Below are 22,162 nucleotides of genomic sequence, written 5' to 3' on the forward strand. Positions count from 1 at the left end.
CGTACAAATCGAAATTGGTTCGTCTTTTAAACGATTGCAGGTTACTACAATCAGAATTATTCTTAATTATTCTGCAATCAGAGTTTCCAAACCAACTTTCATCATATCCGTGAAAGTATTTTGACGCTCTTCTGCTGTGGTGTCTTCTTCTGGATTGACCAAGCTATCTGAAATCGTCATAATGGCAAGCGTTTGAACGCCAAACTTAGCACCTAGGTAATAAAGTGCAGCTGCTTCCATTTCGACTGCCTTGACACCTAGTTGACCTAATTCTAAGTTGCGGCTAAACAATTTTGGAGAATAGAAACTATCTGATGATAAAACATTGCCAACATGCGTTGTCATATTGAGTTCTTTGGCGATATGATAAGCCTTATCTAAAAGACCAAAATCAGCGATTTGTGGCAAATCGTACTCTGGCCAGTCAATATTGATCATACGAGAATTAGTTGCGGCTGCTTGCGCCAAAACCAATTCACGAACATGAACATCCTTGTTGAGCGAACCTGCAGTTCCTACACGGATTAGCTTTTTCACACCGTAGTCATTGATGAGTTCATGAGCATAAATCGAGATAGAAGGCATCCCCATACCTGTTCCCATGACAGAGACACGATGACCCTTGTAGGTACCTGTGTAGCCGAACATATTGCGAACTTCGTTGAAGCAAACGGCATCTTCAAGGAAGTTTTCAGCGATAAATTTAGCACGAAGTGGATCACCAGGAAGCAAAATCTTATCAGCGATTTCGCCTGGTTTTGCAGAAATATGAATAGACATGTAATGTACCTCTTTGTTCTATTTTCGAATGCTTACAACTCAGCCAAGATAGCTTTCACCAATCCCTTGAAGTTGCCCTTGATTTGCTCGGTTACTTCTACAACTTCTTCGTGATTGAGTTCAGATTGGAAACCAGCCGCAAAGTTTGTGATAGCAGAAATACCCAAGACTTTCATACCTGAGTGAGCTGCCACGATAACTTCTGGTACTGTTGACATACCGACTGCGTGGGCACCCATAGTCTTGAAGGCCAAGATTTCAGCAGGAGTCTCGTAGGTAGGACCTGTCACACCAAGGTAGACACCATCGTCCAACTTGATACTCAATTTTTCCGCAACGGCATGGGCTTTTTCACGGTATTCTTTTGTATAGGCATTTGACATATCTGGGAAACGTGGACCAAATTCTTCCAAATTTTCGCCAATCAATGGATTTTGACCAGTCATGTTGATGTGGTCTGTAATGACCATAAGGGTACCTGGACCGTAGCCGATACCACCTGCGGCATTAGTAACAATCACGCCTTCACAACCAAGAGCTTTCATGACACGGACTGGGAAAGTCACAACTTCCATCGGATTTCCTTCGTAGAAATGGAAACGACCTTGAAGTGCTAAAACCTTACGTCCTGCCAAATCACCGTAAACCAACTTCCCAGCATGACCAACAACTGTTGATTTACCCCAGTTTGGAATGTCTGCATAGTCGATGACAATGGCATTTTCAACCTCTTGAGCCAATTCACCCAAGCCAGAACCCAAAATCAAACCGAATTCAGGTTTTACCAAACCTTTTTCTTCCAAGAACGTTTTTGTTTCATTGATTTTTGCAAGTAAACTCATATTTTCTCCTTTTATAAATAATCCGACCAGTCATATTCTGGCATTTTTTCTTTGATGATTTCAAGTGGACGACAGAGGAAGGCTGTCTGCTCTCGCTCGATAATGGGGCGATTGAGAAGAGCAGGCTCTTTAACTAACCGCTCAAAGATTTCTTCTTCTGACAAGGCTAGTCGTTCTTCTTCCTTCAATCGGGTAACTGCTGAAGGTTGACTACCCATTTTTTCCAAGAGAGCTGTCAATTCAACTCCCCTTACTGGCGTTTCCAAATAATTAACCCACTTGACTTCCATATCCTGACTAGACAGCAATATTCTTAATTTTTGACACTTGCTACAGTCGGGATTGATATAGACCGTTAGCTTCTCCATTAAACTAGTTTCTCCAAGAAGCTTTCGCCAATCATTGCTGTGTCCACTCCGAAGTTTTCCGCAACGGTTGCTGAAATGTCCGCAAAATGGCCTACTGGCAAGACACCGCTACCTTTGAAAGCCTTGCTGTATGCTAAGAGTGGCACATATTCGCGTGTGTGATCTGTTCCAGCATAGGATGGATCATTGCCGTGGTCTGCAGTAATCAAGAGCAGGTCATCTTCACGCATATTGTCAATAATCTCTGGAATACGTGCATCAAACTCTTGCAAACAATCGCGGTAGCCTTCGATATTGCGACGGTGACCATACACAGCATCAAAGTCAACTAAGTTTGTGAAGGAGAAACCTTCTTCGAAGTCTGATAACTTCAGAGTATCAATCAACACATCGACACCGTGCATGTTGGACTTGGTGTGACCCATATCATTTGTAATACCTGAACCATTGAAAATATCACTGATTTTACCAACTGAGTAGGTTGGTACACCCGCATCTGCCAGTTTGTTGAGTACTGTTGCTTCAAACGGTGATACTGCATAGTCATGACGATTTGCAGTTCGTGAGAAATTGCCTGGCTCACCAACGTAAGGACGGGCGATGATACGGCCTAGAAGAGCTGGGCGTTCAAGCGTAATGGAACGAGCGTATTCACAGATACGATACAACTCATCAAGTGGAATAATATCTTCGTGGGCTGCAATCTGTAGCACAGGGTCTGCGGAGGTATAGACGATTAACTCCCCAGTTTCCATTTGGCGAGGGCCAAAGTCATCAATGACAGCTGTACCTGAATACGGCTTGTTTGCTTCGCGGATAATTTTACGACCTGAGAATTCTTCGATTTTTGTCAAAATCTCTTCAGGGAAACCATCCCAGAATGTATCAAATGGCTCAGTAATATTGAGGCCCATGATTTCCCAGTGGCCTGTCATGGTGTCTTTTCCGAGCGACACTTCTTCCAGCTTGGTCACGTAGCCAGTTGGATGACTTTCAGCAGGAACCGTCGCAAGAGCTGTGTCACGAGGGATGTTCCCAAGACCAATTTTTGCCATATTTGGCACTGCAAGACCTGCTTTTTCAGAGATGTGACCGAGAGTGTCAGATTCTGTATCTGCTACACCCGCATTGAAAAATTTATCTGAGTCTGGTGCTGCGCCGATTCCGACAGAGTCCATAACTACCAAGTGAACACGTTTAAATTTAGGCATAATTGTCTCCTTTATTTGAATAGTTAGATTCAACCAAAATCAACGTCCAACCAAGTTGCTAGACTGGAAATTATCGTTACCACATCTAATCATTTTAATGAGGTGCAATACTTATACAGTCACAGCTCTCGGCATCAAACTTCCTAACTATCAAAACTAGATACTGTTATTCGCTTCACTGCCTGCTGTTCAGCTATCGCTTTTTCAGTACCTATCATCTGACTGCTACGAGGTAAGGGGATAGATTTTTGAAGAGTCTAAACGTTCGTGTTTTCATTATACCATAAAAAAGCCTCTCATTGTACCAAAATGAGAAGCGGTTTCAATTTATTTCTTTTCGATGAGGTTCGGTCCTTCTGGTGTACCGACAATTACCTTAGAAATCAAGCCAATAAAGAGACCGTGTTCAACGACGCCAACTGTTTTATCCAGTTCATCCGCCAAGGCATATGTATCTTCTATTCTGCGCAAATCAAGGTCAATGATAAAGTTCTGCATATCCGTGATATGTTTTTCTCCATTACGCATACGAAAACTTGGACGATACCCTTTTTTCTCAAAGAATCGATAAAGATTTTCCGCTCCGTACTGCACGACTTCCACCGGCAACTTGAAGGCACCTAGGGTATCTACCACCTTAGACTCATCGACAATCCAGATGCAGTCCTTACTATTGACTGCTACCACTTTCTCCATGAGAAGCGCTGCACCACCGCCTTTAATCCCATTGAAGTCTCCATCAACCTCATCTGCTCCATCCACCGTCAAGTCCACATATTCGACTTCGTCGATATTTTTTAGGGGAATCCCAAGGGACGCAGCGTGCTCAGCCGTGGCATGAGAGGTCGTTACGCCTGTGATCTGTAGTCCTTCTTCTGCAACCCGGCGGCCAATCTCCTGCACGAAATAGTATGCTGTCGAGCCAGTACCCAGCCCAACAATCATCCCGTCCGTCACAAATTCCGCCACCTTAATCCCAACTTGCTCTTTAAGGTTTGTCATCTTTGTCTCCTTTGAAGTCATTCATGAGATAATTATACCACGAACTGGTTTAAGAGGATAGCGAATACATAAAATTAACTACTTCATTTTTTCCAGAAAGCTAGTTAATTCTGCCTGTGCTTCTGGTGTGGTGCCGACTAGCTGACCTAGCATGGCTTCAAGCTGGGCTGTAGTTGCTGCGATTTCCTTATCGGTCTGGGCCAGCTTGTCCGCAAGCTCTGTTAGTGGAACAACTGGCTCTTCCTCAAAGGTATCGACATAGCGAGGGATGTTGAGGTTGTAGTCGTTTTCCACAATCTCCTCAAAGTTAGCTAGGTGGGCAAACTTGTCCACATCCTGACGGTCTTGATAGACTTTCAAAATCTTGGCGATATGGCCATCGGTCATGATATTTTGGTTTTTGCCCTTGTCAAATTCTTTAGATGCATCGATAAAGAGAACATCTTTGCTGGTGCGGTTTTTCTTGAGAATGATGACTGTGGTTGGAATGGAGGTATTATAAAAGATGTTGGCTGGCAGGCCAATCACGGTGTCAATGGCTCCTTCTTCTAGAAGATGCTGACGGATTTTCTGCTCTGCATTTCCCCTAAAGAGAACCCCGTGAGGGAGGACAATTGCCATGACGCCTGAATGCTTGAGGTGGTAGAAACCATGAAGGAGGAAGGCGAAGTCAGCCTTGGACTTGGGTGCAAGGACACCATAGCTGGAGAAACGTGCATCTTGCAGGAAACCAGCGTCCCCACTCCACTTCTGAGAATAAGGTGGGTTCATGAGTACCCCGTCAAAGTCTGTCGGCTCGGTCGTTGGCCAGTCCGCATCAAGGGTATCACCAACATGAAGTTTTTGGTTCTCAATAGCAACCCCGTGGAGCATCATGTTCATGCGGGCCAGGTTGTAGGTCGAGGTGTTAATCTCCTGACCGAAGTAGGAAACGGTCGAAGCCTCTTTACTGTAACGTTTGGCGTTAAGAAGGAGGGAACCTGACCCCATGGTTGGGTCATAGAGGGTCATACCCTTTTGATGTTCCCGTCCGAGGAAGACAATCTGGGTCATGAGGTGGGAAACGGCTTGAGGTGTATAGAACTCCCCTGCTTTCTTTCCAGAGTCGCTGGCAAACTGACCAATCAGGTACTCATAAGCATCTCCCAAGACATCCCCATCATGGTTGCTGAGATTGAGTTCATGGAGTTCTTTGATCAGGGCTGAAATGACCTGATTCTGCTTTTGCGGTGTTGGTCCTAGCTTTTTAGAGTAGAGGTCGATGTCTTCAAAAAGGTTTTCAAAAATCTCGTTGGACTGCTCAATATCACGGAAGCCCTGTGCCAAATCTTCCAACTGGAAGTTGCTGGTGTGGACTTTTGCCACCAAGGCCGTAAAAGTCAGACCAGGCTCGATAAAGTAACCCAGCTCATCATCAAGGACATCTAGCAAATCTTCCTTAACATCTGGATCCGCAAAATTTTCTTCATAGAGCCTTTGAGCCTGTGACAAACTATCAAAGGATTCATCAAGGTTGTCACACACTGCCAAAAGCAACTTATCTGATAGGTATTTGTAGAAAATCAAGCCCAAAAGGTAGGACTTGTATTCGTTAGCGTCCATCTTGCCACGGAGAATATCCGCTGCATTCCAAAGAGACTGGTAAAGGGATTGTGAGTTGTTTGAATTGTTCATGTCTGTGATTCTTTCTAAAGATATGGTATAATAGATAAGTAGAGAAATATGACGGTGGTTCCAACTTTCTAACTGGAGGTGGTGCTTATGGAAATAAGTCCGAAATCTTACAGAAAGGCTAGCCTATACTTGATGGTAAGTAAACTTACTCATCAAGTAACGACAAATCCTATTCGATTTGTCTAAGGCTCGCACTAGCTCGATTTTTGAAAAATATCGTTTCAAAAATCTCACGTCGGAGGTACCTGCTCAAATTAGCATTAGTTGAACCAGTCTAATCTAATAATTCTTTATATCAAATAAAAAAACAAAAAATAAAACCGTCAATATTTTGGGACACTGACGATTTTATTTTAATATAAAACAAACATTGTGAACCACCGAAATGGCTCTACTAGGAGTTGGATTGCCGTCCAACTCTTTTTCTATGCTTATTTTAACAAAATATCGTCAGTTAATCAAGATTTTTATATGGTGACTTAGGGGGAATGAAACATCTGATGAAAATAAAAAATAATCCGTCCCCACTTTCGGCAAGTTGAACGGATTATTTCTGTAAATATGAGCCACCGTCTTAAACGGTTCTACTGAGAGTTGGATTGCCGTCCAACTCTTTTTCTGTGCTCATTCTATCAGAATATCAACCGTTCGTCAATAAATATAATGGGAATTAGGAGGGCGAGAGGCTAGGCAAAAAGCCCAGCGCCACTTCTTAGAGTTCGTGTCAACATCTCAGCGCAGTGGTTGATTGGCAGATTTATTCGTGTTTCACACTCCAAATCCGACCTAATCAACTGTGCGGGGGTGGGAAGACGAACTCTTTTTTATACCAGTCGAGTTCTTTCCCACTCCCTGAATTATACAAATAATTTACGGAGTAGAGTCTTTTTCATCTCTTTCAAGCTAGCCAACTTGTCCTCCACTTGAGCAATCTCTTGGTCAAGGGTTTGGAAGAAAGTGCCGATAGCTTCCTGTTCGGGGAGGGATGGGAGTTGAACTAAAATAGAACCAAATAAATCCAGATCTAAATTTCTTCGAACAATACTTGCACCTTGAACCGACGCTTGAGCATATTCAAAGAACATCTTCGGTAAACGTAAAACCGTAGCCAAATAAAGTTCATTTGGGCCATTTATATTAAATACTTTGTAACTAGGAGACACAATCCCAATTTCAAATTTAGCATTATAATTGATGTTTCCTAACCATAAATTTTGAGGTGATAAAACAACCATTCCTCTTTTTATTATTTTGTATCCAATATTACTTTCTCCACTTACACGACCTGACCTTGGTTCTATTCCACTATTAGTAGAACTCAATAATTCAAATTGATTTTCAATCTCAGATTTCTTGTTATATTCAACCAAGACTTCCCCCAACTTGACTTCCTTCCAGTCGTCTTCAAAGCCTTGGAAGCGGAGGGCTGGTTTGGTTTGTCCCTTGGCTGGAAAGAGGAGTTTGAGATAGGTCTTCTTCTGCTCCTTGAGCGTGTCCAACTTACGCTGTTGAAGGGTGATGTGGCGGTCCAGGGTGGAGAAGAAAGTGCCGATGGCTTCTTGTTCGGGGAGGGAGGGGATGACAAAATTTAATGTCGAAAAATCAGAATAACTTATACTCCGTCCATCCCTTATTCCATATGTAACTGTTTCAAGTTTTTTTATGAAATTCGGACTAGTTAACACATGTCGCCAAAATTTTGACGAGTTTTCTTCCTTAAAATCCAATATTGTGTAGGCAGGTGATGTCAGTCCCTCTATCTCAGACCATGCAAATCCTCCTTGAAATGATCGAAGATGAATTACAAATTGACCCGGTAAAACACGCTTATAATTCGCTACCGCTTCCTTATCATATTTGATGTCAATTCCTATTTCATCTCGTCTAATCATCCCAAGTTCTTGAGAAGCTGACAAAATTGGTAAATCTGCATACCCTTTGTCAGACACAATCTTAAAAATCTCCATTGCCTTCCGCAGTTCCCAAGCGTCAGTGTAGCCTTGAAAACGATAATGTGGCAACTTCTTAGTCATTTGTAACTCCAATCCCTGATAAAAATTCTTTCGAAACAATATACTCACTCCATTTTTTACCATCTACCAATCGTTCTTTATTGACTAGTAAGTAGTGTATTTGCTCGGAGTTACTAACTTTTAACTTCTTAGCCAAAGCGTCAGATCTATCAGTAATATCTTGAGAGTTATCTAAATCAACTATGATAAATTTTTTTCCATCCCTCTCTATAAGCGTTCGTATAATCCCATTTATATGTTCATCATCAATATTGAAACCAAAACCAATAGAGCAAATAAAATCAGATTGTTTTAACTGATTGTAAAAGTCAACATACTTTATTGACATATCTATGGACGTCATAGGCTTCGTACCACTTTGTGTAAATATCAATGGCACAGCAAAATGAGAGTAATTATTAAATACCTCTTTCGAAATAACAGTATTCATATAAGGATCATAGTACTCATTGAGACTTCCATTTAAAAATATAACCTCATGGTCTTTAAGTTTTTGACCAATTAAATTATTAACATAATTTGAAGTGGCTACTGTAGTTATCTCAATAGTATCTTGTTCACTTAAATCATCATAATATTCTGTGTTATCATCAGTGATAGTACATGTTCCTTCAATATATTCATGAACAGAATGTAAAAATATACTAATATTGCAAAATTTCCCCCACTCAGTTTTTGGGGTATAAAGATAATGCCAATTACTATCAATTACAGATTTGTAATCAAGAACATCAGCATAGATTTGTTCTATGATGTCAAAAGCCACATCAACAATAATATGGGGATCAATTGGTCTAGAACGAGATAATAGCTCCAGCCCCTTGACACCAGCAGACTGATAATTAACAGATAAATTTCCTCCTAGATCATCAAATATATCTAGCTCAATATCATCCTTTGAAAAAATATTCTCCTGAAGATTTTTTGACAAGGTTTCACTCATTGCTCCAATATGCAACTGAAAAGTAGACTTGATAATATCTCCTAAGAGCTCTTTTTCTTCTTCTCTTACAAATTTATATTTTTTATAGTATGTCAAAAGTATAGCCAAATAATTACTTTGAAAAAGAGCATTACCTTCCTTAAAGAAATCATTGTACCTTAATTGCTGGTTTATATTGATTTCGCTATATTCTTTTTCTAAATCCAACTTTACTTTTTCTCTAAAATCTCGTATTAAAATCCCTCTATTATTAAGAACCGATTTTGCAACTTCATCAAACTGATTTATTCGACGTACAATTTCAGAACGATTATTAGTAACTGTATCCTTTATGATATTTTCATAAACACTTTCTCTAAAAGTTGTGACCTTTTTAGACTGATACTCCTCGGGTAACCAGTTAGATGCGTATTGCGAAGTGTCAACAACTCTATCTCGATTTTCTTTAAAAATTTTCTTTGCACCTGATGCATCTCGTCTAAAAATTTCAAGTGCAAATTTTCCACCTGTAGGCATTCCATAAGAAATTTCTGCACCTGCTCCAAACAAAAATCCAACTTTGACCATTAATGAATTCTCCTTTCAATGTGAAATGATTTTAGTAAAGGGAACAAACCGCTCTCTTAATTTGATATGATATATACCACAAAATTGCCATAATAACTTTTAATTTATAATTTCAAGTCAAATCCATTTCCAACGATGACGTATTTTTGTACTTCTTCCACTTATTCTCCTTCCTACCTCCCCCTCAATGGCAGGATTTCTTCCGCAATCATGTTCATATAGTCCTCTTTGAGGGCTTTTTTGTATTTAAGCTTGTTGAGGGCTTGGTCGCCCTTGTTTTCCTTGTAGCTTGTATAGTCGTAGGTATCGACCAGGGCTTTTTCACCGATTTGCTTGTCCTTGCCGACTCGGTAGTTGTCCACGATAAACTGGAGTTCGTCTTCGCCAACACACCAATCTCGTGCAGTGGATACGACTTGCTCACGGATGGTTAGGTCAATCATCTCATCTAACTTGTGGGCGATAGATTGCCCCTTGTAATCTTGAGTATTGGTCTGAGCTTCCTGCCAGATTTTGGAGATGAGTTGGGAGAGTTTGGGATTGGTCTTGTCCAAGTCGGCGATGTAGTTGTCCACCAATTTTTTCTCTTTATCAGGAATGACTTGATTTTTACTGTCAATCAGGTTCTGGATGAGAGAGATGATATAGTGGTAATTGATTTCATCCGTACGGACAGACTCCAGCTCGTATTCAATATCAAAAGGCGTATCTTCTATGCCCTCGTCATCCTTCCGCCGTCTGCGGAGTTCTTCAATGACATTTTGGTATTGTCCAGAAAAATTCTCAATATCTTCCAGACTAAGCCCGATTTCCTTGAGAATGTCCTCTTGCTCGTAGTCTGCATAGACCTGTACGGAGGCAAAGAGCTTGTCAAATTCCTGGAAGGCCTTGGCAAAGCGTTTCAACTCGGCATCACTGCTGGCATCCAGATCTGGTGTCATTTCAGGACTTGGGGCAATAGCCAGCAACTGCTGAACTTTTTCCTTGAACTTGGCTTTTTCTTCCAACCAAGTCGGAGCCAGCACCGCAAACTCACCGCCATTTGAGTAGAGACTGAGAGCCTCGTCAACTTTTTCCTTGAAACGTTCTGGGGTCTGGAAGGTGACGATTTGTCCAAACTTCTTGCCCTCGTCAAAGAGACGGTTGGTCCGTGAAAAGGCTTGGATGATATGCTGGGGTTTCATAGGTTGCCTGTCCATGAAAATGGTAGACAAGCACGGAGCATCAAATCCCGTCAGCAAGCGATCCACTACAATAACCAAGTCCAACTGCTCCTCTCGAAAGGCATACTTATCTTTTTTCCGAGCCAAGCGGTCGTTGAGGTCAGTATTATAGGAACCAAGGGTCGCCAGAGTGAAATGCGTACCAAACATGGCATTGTAATCCTCCAAACTCTTGCTCATGTAGTCTTGGTTGGCAAAAGAAGATTCATCGTTCTCAGTAACAGAGTAGGTGATAGCAACTTTTGGAAAATCAGGCAAGACTTTTTTGACTGATTCCGAAATTGTCAGGCTCTTCTGTCCAGCCTTGACTTCTTGTATCAGGTCATAATAAGCTTGGGCACGGGCGATGGAGTTGACAGTCAGTAGGCCCTCGTAGGTTTTCCCTACACCGTTTTGGAAACCGAGTTTGCGTTTGGATTTGTTTAAAATGGCATCCAACACCGTCAGCATGTGCCGTTCATCGTCGTAAAACTCGTCTTCAATTTCATCTTCCGCCCAGCCAGGCATGGTGGTCTGATATTCCACTTGGAAACCAAGAACAGCTCGATCATGGATGGCTTCTTTGACCGTGTATTCATGGAGACATGGCCCATACTGTTCTTCTGTCGTCTGGGCTAAATCACCTTTTTGCTCCCGCTTGTTCTCCTTGAAAATAGGAGTACCTGTAAAGCCATACCAGAGTGAGTTGACAAAGAACTGTTCCAAAATCCGCTGGCGTTCTGGGGTGACAGCCCGGTGGCATTCGTCCACAACAAAGGCTAGATTTAGGTTCTTAACACGTTGGTGGAATTTCTCATGAAGCCCCTCTTCAAATTGACGCAGGAGGGTATTGAGTTTTTGAATAGTGGTGACCACGACACGGCGGTCTTCTGAAGACAGATTTTTCAACAAGTGCTGGGTATCGTCCGTCTGGTCAATATCTATCATGTCATTTTCCGCATAGGACAGAAAGGCGGAGGTAGTCTGCTGGTCAAGGTCTGTCCTATCTATGACAAAAATAGTCTTCTCAATGGATGGGATTTGCAGGAGATTGCGTGCCACCTTGTAGGAAGTCAGGGTCTTACCTGAACCAGTCGTGTGCCAGATATAGCCTGACTGACGAAGACGACTGGCTTCTCGGATGGCTTCTATGGCATGGATTTGATAGGGACGAAGCAGGATAAGGGCTTTTTTGTCGTCGTCGATAACGCTATATTGCATGACCAACTGATGAGCCATAGGGATGGAAAGGACCTCTCTGGCAAAGTCAAAGAGATGGGGCTGGGCTTGATTGTGCTTATCCACCCACTTGGTCAAGAAGCGGTCGTTGAGTTTAGTTTCCTTAGCAGCAGCGATGTAGCGGGTTTCCGTGATGTTAGACACTACAAACATTTGTAGACTCGAAAAGATACCCTTAAACTGACCTTCTTGCTCGTATTTGCGAATTTGACGGAAGGCATCCATATAAGGATGGGAACGGCTCTTGAGCTCAATCTGAATCATGGGAAGACCGTTGATTAAGAGGGTCACATCACCCCGTCTTTGTCTGGCAGCATCGCCACCTGTCACAACTTGGTTGACAACCTCATAACTGGACTTGCCCCCTGCGACATTGTGCCGCCAGATGACCTCTAGTCGGATGGTGCCCAGACTAGCATCTTCCCGCTGGACTTGAACCTTGGCAATTCCATTCTCACCTGCTAGCCACTTGGCAGCTTCGTAGAAATTGACAAAGTTGAGCTGGTTCTTGATTTGGTGTTTTTCTTGCTCTGTCAGAGGATGGTCAGCTAGATGGCGGACGTTATTGGCCTCTAGCTTAGCGAAAAAGTTTGCCCAGAGCAGTTCTTCACTATTGAGTTCAGGGCGGTAGACCCACTGACTTTCTCCACTGGTCAGATGGCGGATGAGTTCATCTTCCATCTGCACTTCATTGGCTGGCTTTTTAGTCTGATAAAGAGCCTGAGGGTCAATCAATTCCCGCTGACCAGGCAACAAGCGTAAGCTAACTTGAAAATCTTTCAAATCCTCTTCATTGACCTTTTGCAAGAGTTTGTGGAGATGCTTACGGAAACCGATTAACTGACCGTGGGCATCTGCTAATTTCTGCTCTGCTTGGGCATAGTGGTCAGGCTTACGCTTGATGTCCAGATAACCTTTGACAATATCGGTCAGGCGGGCTTGTTCCACTTGGTAAACAGCCTCCAACTCCAAGGCATTGTCCTGTCTTTCTAGTTTTTCCAGCAAGCCTGCTTGGTATTCTTCAATAGCTTTTACTTCTTCCAGCAATTCTGGTGCATAGACTGGTATGTCTAGCATAAGTTGTTGCCAAGTCATCTAGACACCTGCCTTTCGACAACGCAAAAAGCCTGCCAAGACTGGCAGGTTTTGTTTACTATGAAATTGAGTAAGAGTTTTAGATTGCTTTGATATATACGCAAACCTGTTTAGAAGTTTCATATTTCTCTCCTAAAAAATACAAAGATTATGTAGGTTAATTTTATCATATTTTAAGCTAGAATGGAATAGAAAAACAATTGATTGAGCGGGTATTCACGTTTCCCCATCCCTCATCTGTGCTTTTTTCATCATTCCATGATACACTAATAGATAAGACGATTTTAGAAAGAAAGATATATGATTACCAAAGAATTCGACACCATTACCGCTATTTCCACCCCTCTCGGTGAGGGGGCCATTGGGATTGTCCGCCTGTCTGGGACGGATGCTTTTGCCATTGCCAGCAAGGTTTTCAAAGGAAAAGACCTAGCGACTGTACCCAGTCACAGCATCAACTACGGCCATATTATTGACCCTGCGACAGGGCAAGTGCTTGACGAGGTCATGCTGGGTGTCATGCGTTCCCCAAAGACCTTCACGCGCGAAGATGTCATTGAGATTAATACCCACGGAGGCATCGCCGTTACCAACGAAATCCTCCAGCTCCTGATTCGCCAAGGGGCTCGAATGGCTGAGCCGGGCGAGTTTACCAAGCGTGCCTTTCTCAACGGTCGTGTGGATTTGACTCAGGCCGAGGCCGTCATGGATGTCATCCGTGCCAAGACCGACAAGGCCATGCACAATGCCGTCCGCCAGCTTGACGGCTCCCTCTCCCAGCTCATCAACGACACCCGCCAGGAGATTCTCAACACGCTGGCACAGGTCGAGGTCAACATCGACTACCCTGAGTATGACGACGTCGAGGAGGCGACGACAGAGCTGGTCCGTGAGAAGACCCTCCAGTTCCAAGCCCTGTTGGAAAATCTCCTTCGTACCGCCCGCCGTGGTAAAATCTTGCGTGAAGGCATCGCAACCGCCATTATTGGTCGTCCCAATGTGGGAAAATCCAGCCTACTCAATAACCTACTCCGCGAGGAAAAAGCCATCGTTACAGACATCGCTGGAACAACACGCGACGTTATCGAAGAATACGTCAACATCAAAGGCGTCCCCCTCAAGCTGATTGATACAGCAGGTATCCGTGAAACAGACGACATCGTTGAAAAAATCGGTGTGGAACGGTCCAAAAAAGCCCTTGAGGAGGCCGACCTCATCCTACTAGTCCTCAACGCATCTGAGCCCCTGACCGAGCAAGACCGCAATCTCCTAGCCATTTCAGACATGGCAAATCGTATCGTCCTGCTCAACAAGACTGACCTGGAAGAGAAGATTGAAGCTGACCAACTACCTGAGGAGGTCATTCGCATTTCCGTCTTGAAAAACCAGAATATCGACCAAATTGAAGAAAAAATCAATCAACTCTTCTTTGAAAATGCAGGTTTGGTCGAGCAAGATGCCACCTACCTCTCCAACTCCCGCCACATTTCCCTGATTGAGCAAGCCGTTCAAAGCCTGCAAGCTGTCAATGACGGTCTTGAAATGGGCATGCCTGTTGACTTGTTACAGGTTGACCTGACCCGCTGTTGGCAGATTTTGGGAGAAATCACAGGAGATGCAGCTCCAGACGAACTCATCACCCAACTCTTTAGCCAATTCTGCCTTGGAAAATAAGAACAAAAGTCATGTAAGAAAACTTGCATGACTTTATTTGTATATTAACACATAATTTCTTGTCTAAGATGACAAATTTTGATATACTAAACAGTGAAAGGAGGTCTTTCCATGAAAAAAATCATCATCTGTATTACACTTCTGTCCTGTCTAGTTTTTCCCTTTATTGGCTGGAAACTCTACGCCTACCAGCACAATAAGATTCAATTAACAGAGAAAGCTGATTTCTACTTGGTTTATCCTGGCAAGGTCGAGACTTTTCAGCTAAATGGACAAGACCCCAAACTACTTCATTCACAGCAAATGAATTCTCAAGGGTATTTTGGTTCTGGTGAAAATTACATCCTCGAAGACCGCTACCTAGTCTTTGGCAATGACCACCAGAAATTTATCCATGATAATCTTATTTCCATTGACTTTCAGGATGGGACTGTTTTGCGTAAGCCTAGCAAACATAGTACCTCGATCAGTGGTACAGATGGAAACCATTTCTATACAGCAGGTGCTTATCATACGCTTGCGCAGTTTGATAAGCAGTTTGAATCCATTCAGACGCTTGTCCTCAATGATGACTTCATCCCAAATGATCCAGTCATGGTAGACCAAACGTCAGTCTATTTAACTGGTTTTGTGAAAGATTTTTCCCAAAATGGATCTGAAGAAAATGTCCTAGTGATATTTGATAAGAAAGATTTTTCAAAACAAGAAGTTTTCGAATATGACAATACTATTTTTACAGGTCCAGGTATACTAACCAAGGGCACCATTTATATTCCTTCATTTGGCAAGAAAGCCTTAGAATACGAAGATATTCAAGAATCGAACGAACTCCTGACCTTCGATACAAAAACAAAAACATTTTCGTCCGTAGCTTTAGAACACCCCTCACCAAGCACCCTCCATGCTCTCAAAGACCAGAATCTTCTCCTCATCGAGCATCAAAATGGCATGTTTAGCCCACTTTCCTTTACTATTTACAATACCCAAACTGGCGAGCAATCCTACCATACTTTGAAGGACTTAAATCCCCGTCCCCACTACATCGACCATATCCGTCAAATTGATGACAAGCGCTTACTGATTATTTTGGCAAATCAACTCCTTATCTATGATATGGAGGCTAAAAACATTATCAACCAAACCACTCTGTCAGAAGACTACGTTTCTGGTGTTTGGATCAATCCATAAAATAAAGAACTCGGCTCAGGGAGCCGAGTTCTTTATTCTTCATCTTGTAAATCCACACTTGGCACGGTTGTCGGTAACCGCCCAATAACAAGGTATCTATCCACCCACTCCCTCCTCCAGTATACTGTTAGAAAAACAAAACTGGAGGATTTATTATGTCACACCCCATCATTCCATTGACTGTTCCCCAATCTCGCCGCTTTGAGAAGCGAGGCAGAAACGATATTATGATGAAAATTCGTCTCGGAAAAGTGGAGCTCACAGTCTTTCACACTATCAATCAAGAAACACTAGAAACAATCTTAGATAAGGTACTGTTCTATGACCATCCAACTCAGTGATTTAGGTCAAGTTTACTTGGTCTGTGGAAAAACAGATATGCGTCAGGGAATTGATTCCCTGGCCTATCTTATCAAAAGTCAGTTCAACCTGGATCCCTTCTCCGGTCAGGTCTATCTCTTCTGCGGAGGTCGAAAAGACCGGTTCAAAGCTCTTTATTGGGATGGACAGGGATTTTGGTTATTGTATAAACGTTTTGAAAATGGGAAATTGACCTGGCCAAACAATGAAGAAGAGGTCAAGGCTCTAACTTCCGAGCAAGTCGACTGGCTCATGAAAGGATTTTCTATCATTCCAAAAATAAATGTTTCAAAAAGTCGTGATTTCTATTGAAATCATGGCTTTTCTTTGTGTATAATGAGATAAAAAGAAGGAGATTGGTTATGTCATCACTAGAAAAAATTATTGAAACACAGTCAAAAACGATAGAGATGATGGCTAATGAACTCACTCTCCTTCGAGAACAGGTTGACTATCTGAGACAGAAACTCTACGGAAAATCATCAGAGAAGGTCGTATATCAACCAGGTCAGCTGAGCTTGTTTGGGGAGGAAAGTCTCCCTGAAGAAGAAGCTGACTTACCCAGTTGAAACGGAGACCATCACCTATAAACGCAAGAAAGCTAAGGGAGTTCGTCAGGCTATTTTCAGCCAGTTCACTCCAGAGATTGTGCATCACGAATTGCAGGGCGAAGACTGCACTTGTCCAGACTGTCATGGTCAGCTGAAAGAGATTGGCTCAACTGTTCAACGACAAGAGTTGGTCTTCATTCCTGCACAATTAAAGCGGATTGACCATGTTCAACACGCATACAAGTGTCAGGCATGTAGTCAGAAGAATCTAAGCGATAAGATTATCAAGGCTCCTGTTCCTAAGGCACCTTTGGCACACAGCTTGGGTTCAGCCTCTATCATCGCTCACACCATTCACCAGAAATTCAATCTGAAGGTACCCAATTACCGTCAGGAAGAGGACTGGCATAAACTTGGCCTGCCCATCAGTCGGAAGGAAATAGCCAACTGGCACATCAAGTCTAGTCAGTATTATTTCGAGCCGATTTATAACCTGTTGCACGAGAAATTGTTGGAGCAGCCTATTCTTCATGCGGATGAGACTTCCTACAAGGTCTTAGAAAATGATAGCCAGTTGACCTACTACTGGACTTTCTTGTCTGGGAAACATGAGAAAAATGGAATTACCCTCTATCATCATGACAAACGACGGAGCGGCTTAGTTGTGGAGGAGTTTCTTGGGGACTATGCGGGCTACGTTCATTGTGACATGTGGAGTGCTTATCGTCAATTAGACAAGGCTCAGCTCGTTGGCTGTTGGGCTCATGTTAGACGAAAATTTTTTGAGGCGACTCCTAAGAAGACAGATAATACTTCTTTAGGAGCCAAGGGATTAGCCTATTGCGACCGCCTGTTTGCCTTGGAGAGTGACTGGGCTGACCTGTCTACTGAGGAACGGCTACATAAACGGCAGACAGAGTTAACTCCCTTGATGGACGAGTTCTTTGATTGGTGCCGTGAACAGGCTGTCTTGCCAGCTTCCAAATTGGGTACTGCAATAGAGTATAGCCTCAAATACGAAACCACCTTCCGAGCCGTTCTCTCGGACGGTGACCTAGTCCTGTCCAACAATATGGCTGAGAGGGCTATGAAGACCTTGGTGATGGGCAGAAAAAATTGGCTTTTTTCTCAGAGCTTTGAGGGAGCCAAGTCGACAGCTGTCATTTTGAGTCTTTTAGAAACAGCTAAGCGACACGGACTTGATGCAGAAAAATATATGACCTATCTTCTAGAACACTTACCTAATGAGGAGTCGCTCGCAAAAAAGGAGGTTTTAGAAGCCTATTTGCCATGGGATAAAAATATTAAGAGAGCTTGTAAATAGAAAAAGGTTCCAGAGTCGACAGGACTTTGGAGCCTTTTCAATATACCTTGTTATTGGGCGCTTACGGTTGTCGCCGCATCATTTGTTGCCTGGAAGAGCTCTACTTTTTCAAATCCGAATAGACCTGCATAGATGGAGGTCGGGAACCGCTTGATTTTTTTATTATAGGCTGTTGCCACCGCATTATAGTCCTTGCGGGCAACTAAAATCCGATTTTCAGTCCCCTCTAGCTCGGTAATGAGGTCAGATACCTGTTGATTGGCTGTTAATTGCGGATAATTTTCCGTCACCATCAGCAAGCGAGAAACAGCCGAATCCAGCTGACTTTGTGCTTGATTGTAATCGCTGGTTCCAACTTGGCTGGAGCCGATTTTCGCACGCGCATCCGCAATGGCTGTGAAAATCTCTTCCTCATGCTCCATAGCTCCCTTGACTGCTGCCACGACATTCGGAATCAGGTCATAGCGCCGTTGAAGCTGGGTATCCACATTGGCCTGGGCATTTTCCACTTCTGCATGGCTATCAACCAGTCCATTGTATTGACCGATTGCCCCCATTCCTAAAAATAGCAGAGCGAAAACTGGGATTAGTATGGCTAACCATTTCTTTTTCATAAACATTTTCCTTTCTTACCAACCAGATGAGGCTCCGCCACCGCCACCACCGCCGCCAGACCAGCCCCCTCCACCGAATGATGAAGAAGATGAAGAATGGGAAGAATGATTGTTGTGGTAATGATGGCGGTCATCTACCAGCATCCAGAGCAGATTGCCTGGACCTCCGCCACCACGGCTGGATTTATCAATAATCATAAAGATAATGACAACGAGAATGACAATCATAAACCAGACAAAACTATCACTTTCCGCACTGGTCCTTTCTTCCATGGCTGCTAGTTGCTCTTGACCCAGACTAATCCCGTAGAAGCGATCCCCGATAGATTGGACAATGTAGGTCACTCCTCCGTCATAGTCTTCCTGACGGAAAAATTCTCTAGCATTATCTAGAATGTCCTTAGCTTCCACATCCGTCAACACCGTGGCAGCATTGTCAGAGGTTTCTATCCGAAATTCCCTGTCGGCTATGGCAATCACCAAGAGAATGCCATTGTCTGTCCCTGCAAAGCCAACTTGCCAGTCACGGAAGGTTGCATTGGCCAGACTTTCAATATCAGTAGAAAGACTTTCCGTCACATAGACCCCAACCTGTAACTGCTGTTCACTTGCTGCCCAGGTCTGATTGAGCTGGTCAATGTTGGCAATGGTTTCACTAGAAAGAAGCTGGGTTTCATCAACCACCGTCGTATCAATTGGACGGGGCGGGATTCCCTCAGCTCCTACCAGACTAGGCTGACCTAGACTGAACAATAAAAGCAAGAACCCTAATAAATAGAACAGATACTTTTTCATACGGCACCTCCTCTGAAGGTAGAAACAGTTTCTTTATATTATTGTATCATTTTTACCTTATTTTTCAAGTATTTGCATAAGTATATTTTGTAAATTTGGAATGATTTCCGCTTGAAACCAGGGATTCTTTGCCTGCCAGATATTGTTTCTAGGTGATGGATGGGGCAAAGGAAAATAAGTGGGAAGGTAATCATCTGCATGCTTCACTCTCTCCGTCAGGTTCCTTTGGGATTTTTCCAGATAATATTCTTGAGCATAGTTACCTACCAATAAGGTCAGCTCAAGCTCTGGCAGTTGGTCCAGAATCAGCTGGTGCCATTTGGGCGCAAAATCCTTGCGAGGCGGTAAATCCCCAGACTTCCCTTTTCCTGGATAATAGAAATCCATTGGAAGAATGGCAAAATGACCCGATTCATAAAAAGTCTGACGATTCACGCCCAACCATCGACGAAGGTTGTCACCACTGGCGTCGTCAAATAAACGCCCTTTTCCCTGGGTTTTCAAGCCAGGTGCCTGTCCAATAATGAGAATTTTTGCGGTCGAAGGGGCTTGGAAAAGGGGAGCTATTCCCTTGTTTGTAAAGTCTCGGTTAGCAACATCCTCAATGATGGCTTGACGAATATCAGCAAGTTCCATGATGTCCTACTTTCTTAACCATGGTCACATCTTCTTCTAAGGCTCGGAAACCGCATTTTTTGTAGAAAGAATAGGCTGAAAGGTTGCGTTCGGTTTGCAGAAAGATATGAACAATCTGTCTTCTCTCCAACTGCTCCTCAATTCTTTTTAGGAAATCTTGTCCGATTCCTCTGCCTTGGCAGTGACGAGAGATACATAGCTCTTCAATTCGATACTCTGTTCCCTCATACCAATAGCGAATGTAACCAAGTGACAGACTAATCAATTTTTCCTGGTCAAACAAGCCAAAACAGAGTGCTCTTGGGTGTCCCAGTAAATCACCTAAGTAGCAATCTAATTGTTCCTCATCCGACCAATCATCATTCCAAGGTTCTTGGCTGAAAACAGACAAAAATAATTCTTTAACCATTTCCATGTCTGAAAAACAAAGTTCTTTCAGTTCCATATTTCCTCCTAAAAAAGACGGGCGTACCCGTCTTGATAAGAACCTGTATTCACAAGTAAAGTACTTTGATATAAGAGATAGTTTTTCGCTAATCAAGGCAGTTTTTTGAGGGAATACTGACTGTATTTTGAAAAAAACTAACGATGAGGAGCTGAAAAACTAGCCTTAGACAAAAGTGCTGTACTGTAAATATGGGTTCGTATTATTTGATTAATTCATAGATAGCTTCTGCATAGATGGCAGCTGCACGGTAGAGTTGCTCAACTTCGATAAATTCGTTGGCTTGGTGCATGGTGTTGATATCGCCTGGGAACATGGCTCCGTAGGCAACGCCACGCTTGAGCAAGCGTCCAAATGTTCCGCCACCGATGACTTGTTCGTGACCTTTCAAGCCTGTGTGTTTTTCGTAAACAGACAAGAGGGTCGCAACCATTGGGTCATCGATTGGGCAGTAATGTGGGGTATGGCCATGCTCAGACAGGCTAACAGCTTCCACGCCCAATTTTTCCAAACCAGCCTTGATGGTTTCAGGGTTGGTATTTTTTGGATAACGGAAGTTGAGAGCAATGGTGTTGTCAGATGAGGTTTCATCAAACTTAAAGACACCTGCGTTCATAGAAAGATCTCCCATTTGCTCATCGTAGATGGCTACGCCGAGTTTTTTAGCATCATGGTCTTCCAGAAGGACTTGTTCTGCCAAATCAAGATAGGATTTTGCTGCTCCGTCAAAGGCGAATTGGCTGAGGAATTTTGCCAAGTAAGTTGCTCCGTTGACACCTTCTTCTGGGGTTGAACCATGGGCTGATTTTCCGATGACGGTCACTTGTACCTGTCCGTTTTCAAGGGTTTCCGCGTCAGCTTTTAGGCCGTAAGCGGCTGTGAAATCTGCCAACTTGCTGTCCAGGTCTGCTAGGTCGCCAGAGATAATAGCTGTCGCAGACTCAGGCACCATGTTCTCACGCAAACCGCCTGTGAAGGAATGCAGTTTAGCAGCTCCGCTATTTTCCCCCGCAAAATGCAAGTAAGCTGTGATATTGCCCTTTTCGCCGTTGATAATCGGGAACTCAGCGTCTGGAGAGAATCCGAAATCTGGCAGGGGAAGCCCGACGTGCTCAAAGTAGTAATCCATATCCGCCCAGCCTGACTCTTCGTCGGTACCGACGATGAAGCGGACTTTTTTAGAGGTCGGAAGGCCCAACTCCTTGATGATTTTCAAGCCGTAGTAGCAGGCCATGGTCGGTCCTTTGTCGTCAGATGAACCGCGGGCAAAGAGCTTGCCATCGATGATTTGTGGCTCGTATGGGTCAGTGTTCCAACCGCTTCCTGCTGGCACCACGTCCAAGTGACCGAAGATACCGAGGACTTCGTCACCCTCGCCAAACTCAAAGTGACCTGCGTAGTTATCGACATTTTTAGTCGGATAGCCGTCACGCTGAGCGATTTCAAGGAACTTGTCCAAGGCACGCACTGGTCCAGGTCCAAATGGATGCTGGGCATCTGCCTGGCTGTCGTCACGCTCAGAATTGATGCGTAAGAGGTCAAAGAGGTCCGCTAGGAACTCATCTTTGCGTTTGTCAAACTCTGCTCTAAAATTAACTGTCATGTGTTCTCCTTTTCAG

General features: G+C 43.4%; 20 protein-coding genes. 6 read left to right on the forward strand and 14 right to left on the reverse strand.

The annotated features are described in order from the left end of the window. Positions 1-66: 66 nt before the first annotated feature. From deoD to K6969_RS07655, 9 genes are all read right to left on the reverse strand, one after another. A complete protein-coding gene (gene deoD, locus K6969_RS07615) occupies positions 67-780 on the reverse strand; it encodes a purine-nucleoside phosphorylase (protein ID WP_024375898.1) in 714 nt (237 codons plus the stop codon). 32 nt (positions 781-812) lie between these two features. Then, entirely contained in the window at positions 813-1,622 is an 810-nt protein-coding gene (locus K6969_RS07620) for a purine-nucleoside phosphorylase (RefSeq protein ID WP_171942820.1), read from the reverse strand. A gap of 11 nt (positions 1,623-1,633) precedes the next feature. Next, positions 1,634-1,990, reverse strand: coding sequence for an ArsC/Spx/MgsR family protein (locus tag K6969_RS07625; protein ID WP_100881308.1), 357 nt, complete (start codon positions 1,988-1,990; stop codon positions 1,634-1,636). Next, entirely contained in the window at positions 1,990-3,201 is a 1,212-nt protein-coding gene (locus tag K6969_RS07630) for a phosphopentomutase (protein WP_171942819.1), read from the reverse strand. The genes K6969_RS07625 and K6969_RS07630 overlap by 1 nt, the downstream gene beginning before the upstream one ends. 327 nt (positions 3,202-3,528) lie before the next feature. Beyond that, entirely contained in the window at positions 3,529-4,203 is a 675-nt protein-coding gene (rpiA, locus tag K6969_RS07635) for a ribose-5-phosphate isomerase RpiA (protein ID WP_321537364.1), read from the reverse strand. Positions 4,204-4,281: 78 nt separating this feature from the next. Then, positions 4,282-5,877 carry a type I restriction-modification system subunit M gene (locus K6969_RS07640; RefSeq protein WP_321537365.1) on the reverse strand — a complete coding sequence of 532 codons (1,596 nt, stop codon included), beginning with the start codon at positions 5,875-5,877 and terminating at the stop codon, positions 4,282-4,284. An 857-nt stretch (positions 5,878-6,734) separates the two neighbouring features. Beyond that, entirely contained in the window at positions 6,735-7,910 is a 1,176-nt protein-coding gene (locus K6969_RS07645) for a restriction endonuclease subunit S (protein WP_142350797.1), read from the reverse strand. Then, entirely contained in the window at positions 7,903-9,420 is a 1,518-nt protein-coding gene (locus K6969_RS07650) for a hypothetical protein (protein WP_321537366.1), read from the reverse strand. Before K6969_RS07650 ends, K6969_RS07645 begins: the two co-directional genes overlap by 8 nt. Before the next feature lie 173 nt (positions 9,421-9,593). After that, a complete protein-coding gene (locus K6969_RS07655) occupies positions 9,594-12,542 on the reverse strand; it encodes a type I restriction endonuclease subunit R (protein ID WP_321537505.1) in 2,949 nt (982 codons plus the stop codon). Between the two features lie 714 nt (positions 12,543-13,256). Here K6969_RS07655 and mnmE point away from each other — a divergent pair. From mnmE to K6969_RS07685, 6 genes are all read left to right on the forward strand, one after another. Beyond that, the gene (mnmE, locus tag K6969_RS07660; protein ID WP_321537367.1) at positions 13,257-14,630 is read left to right on the forward strand and encodes a tRNA uridine-5-carboxymethylaminomethyl(34) synthesis GTPase MnmE; all 1,374 of its coding nucleotides are present in this window, start codon (positions 13,257-13,259) and stop codon (positions 14,628-14,630) included. A gap of 111 nt (positions 14,631-14,741) precedes the next feature. Further along, positions 14,742-15,818: a hypothetical protein gene (locus K6969_RS07665; protein ID WP_321537368.1), complete on the forward strand. Its 1,077-nt coding sequence runs from the start codon at positions 14,742-14,744 to the stop codon at positions 15,816-15,818. Between the two features lie 155 nt (positions 15,819-15,973). After that, entirely contained in the window at positions 15,974-16,159 is a 186-nt protein-coding gene (locus K6969_RS07670) for a hypothetical protein (RefSeq protein ID WP_029188188.1), read from the forward strand. Next, positions 16,140-16,490, forward strand: a complete 351-nt coding sequence (gene tnpB / locus K6969_RS07675; RefSeq protein WP_029188189.1) for an IS66 family insertion sequence element accessory protein TnpB — start codon at positions 16,140-16,142, stop codon at positions 16,488-16,490. Before K6969_RS07670 ends, tnpB begins: the two co-directional genes overlap by 20 nt. Before the next feature lie 50 nt (positions 16,491-16,540). Beyond that, positions 16,541-16,747 (forward strand): transposase, encoded by a 207-nt coding sequence (locus tag K6969_RS07680; RefSeq protein WP_029178852.1) that lies wholly within the window; start codon positions 16,541-16,543, stop codon positions 16,745-16,747. Then, positions 16,701-18,053 (forward strand): IS66-like element short variant transposase, encoded by a 1,353-nt coding sequence (locus K6969_RS07685; RefSeq protein ID WP_029943010.1) that lies wholly within the window; start codon positions 16,701-16,703, stop codon positions 18,051-18,053. The genes K6969_RS07680 and K6969_RS07685 overlap by 47 nt, the downstream gene beginning before the upstream one ends. A gap of 50 nt (positions 18,054-18,103) precedes the next feature. On the opposite strand, the gene K6969_RS07690 is transcribed toward K6969_RS07685, so the two are convergent. The 5 genes from K6969_RS07690 to pepV all read right to left on the reverse strand — a co-directional run bounded on the left by K6969_RS07690 (position 18,104) and on the right by pepV (position 22,146). Then, positions 18,104-18,667 carry a LemA family protein gene (locus K6969_RS07690; RefSeq protein WP_321537369.1) on the reverse strand — a complete coding sequence of 188 codons (564 nt, stop codon included), beginning with the start codon at positions 18,665-18,667 and terminating at the stop codon, positions 18,104-18,106. Positions 18,668-18,682: 15 nt separating this feature from the next. Beyond that, entirely contained in the window at positions 18,683-19,462 is a 780-nt protein-coding gene (locus K6969_RS07695) for a TPM domain-containing protein (RefSeq protein WP_321537370.1), read from the reverse strand. 57 nt (positions 19,463-19,519) lie between these two features. Continuing rightward, a complete protein-coding gene (locus tag K6969_RS07700; RefSeq protein WP_321537371.1) occupies positions 19,520-20,098 on the reverse strand; it encodes a uracil-DNA glycosylase family protein in 579 nt (192 codons plus the stop codon). Then, on the reverse strand, positions 20,085-20,543 hold the full coding sequence (locus tag K6969_RS07705) for a GNAT family N-acetyltransferase (RefSeq protein ID WP_321537372.1): 459 nt from the start codon (positions 20,541-20,543) through the stop codon (positions 20,085-20,087). The genes K6969_RS07700 and K6969_RS07705 overlap by 14 nt, the downstream gene beginning before the upstream one ends. 202 nt (positions 20,544-20,745) lie before the next feature. Further along, positions 20,746-22,146, reverse strand: a complete 1,401-nt coding sequence (gene pepV, locus K6969_RS07710) for a dipeptidase PepV (RefSeq protein WP_321537373.1) — start codon at positions 22,144-22,146, stop codon at positions 20,746-20,748. Between the last annotated feature and the right edge of the window lie 16 nt (positions 22,147-22,162).

This window comes from Streptococcus suis, from assembly GCF_019856455.1.
Lineage (GTDB): Bacteria > Bacillota > Bacilli > Lactobacillales > Streptococcaceae > Streptococcus > Streptococcus suis_AE.

Coding starts and splice junctions, on each gene's coding strand:
- deoD (WP_024375898.1), bottom strand. CDS start 780: ATGTCTATTCATATTTCTGCAAAACCAGGCGAAATCGCTGATAAGATT.
- K6969_RS07620 (WP_171942820.1), bottom strand. CDS start 1,622: ATGAGTTTACTTGCAAAAATCAATGAAACAAAAACGTTCTTGGAAGAA.
- K6969_RS07625 (WP_100881308.1), bottom strand. CDS start 1,990: ATGGAGAAGCTAACGGTCTATATCAATCCCGACTGTAGCAAGTGTCAA.
- K6969_RS07630 (WP_171942819.1), bottom strand. CDS start 3,201: ATGCCTAAATTTAAACGTGTTCACTTGGTAGTTATGGACTCTGTCGGA.
- rpiA (WP_321537364.1), bottom strand. CDS start 4,203: ATGACAAACCTTAAAGAGCAAGTTGGGATTAAGGTGGCGGAATTTGTG.
- K6969_RS07640 (WP_321537365.1), bottom strand. CDS start 5,877: ATGAACAATTCAAACAACTCACAATCCCTTTACCAGTCTCTTTGGAAT.
- K6969_RS07645 (WP_142350797.1), bottom strand. CDS start 7,910: ATGACTAAGAAGTTGCCACATTATCGTTTTCAAGGCTACACTGACGCT.
- K6969_RS07650 (WP_321537366.1), bottom strand. CDS start 9,420: ATGGTCAAAGTTGGATTTTTGTTTGGAGCAGGTGCAGAAATTTCTTAT.
- K6969_RS07655 (WP_321537505.1), bottom strand. CDS start 12,542: ATGGAAGATGAACTCATCCGCCATCTGACCAGTGGAGAAAGTCAGTGG.
- mnmE (WP_321537367.1), top strand. CDS start 13,257: ATGATTACCAAAGAATTCGACACCATTACCGCTATTTCCACCCCTCTC.
- K6969_RS07665 (WP_321537368.1), top strand. CDS start 14,742: ATGAAAAAAATCATCATCTGTATTACACTTCTGTCCTGTCTAGTTTTT.
- K6969_RS07670 (WP_029188188.1), top strand. CDS start 15,974: ATGTCACACCCCATCATTCCATTGACTGTTCCCCAATCTCGCCGCTTT.
- tnpB (WP_029188189.1), top strand. CDS start 16,140: ATGACCATCCAACTCAGTGATTTAGGTCAAGTTTACTTGGTCTGTGGA.
- K6969_RS07680 (WP_029178852.1), top strand. CDS start 16,541: ATGTCATCACTAGAAAAAATTATTGAAACACAGTCAAAAACGATAGAG.
- K6969_RS07690 (WP_321537369.1), bottom strand. CDS start 18,667: ATGAAAAAGAAATGGTTAGCCATACTAATCCCAGTTTTCGCTCTGCTA.
- K6969_RS07695 (WP_321537370.1), bottom strand. CDS start 19,462: ATGAAAAAGTATCTGTTCTATTTATTAGGGTTCTTGCTTTTATTGTTC.
- K6969_RS07700 (WP_321537371.1), bottom strand. CDS start 20,098: ATGGAACTTGCTGATATTCGTCAAGCCATCATTGAGGATGTTGCTAAC.
- K6969_RS07705 (WP_321537372.1), bottom strand. CDS start 20,543: ATGGAACTGAAAGAACTTTGTTTTTCAGACATGGAAATGGTTAAAGAA.
- pepV (WP_321537373.1), bottom strand. CDS start 22,146: ATGACAGTTAATTTTAGAGCAGAGTTTGACAAACGCAAAGATGAGTTC.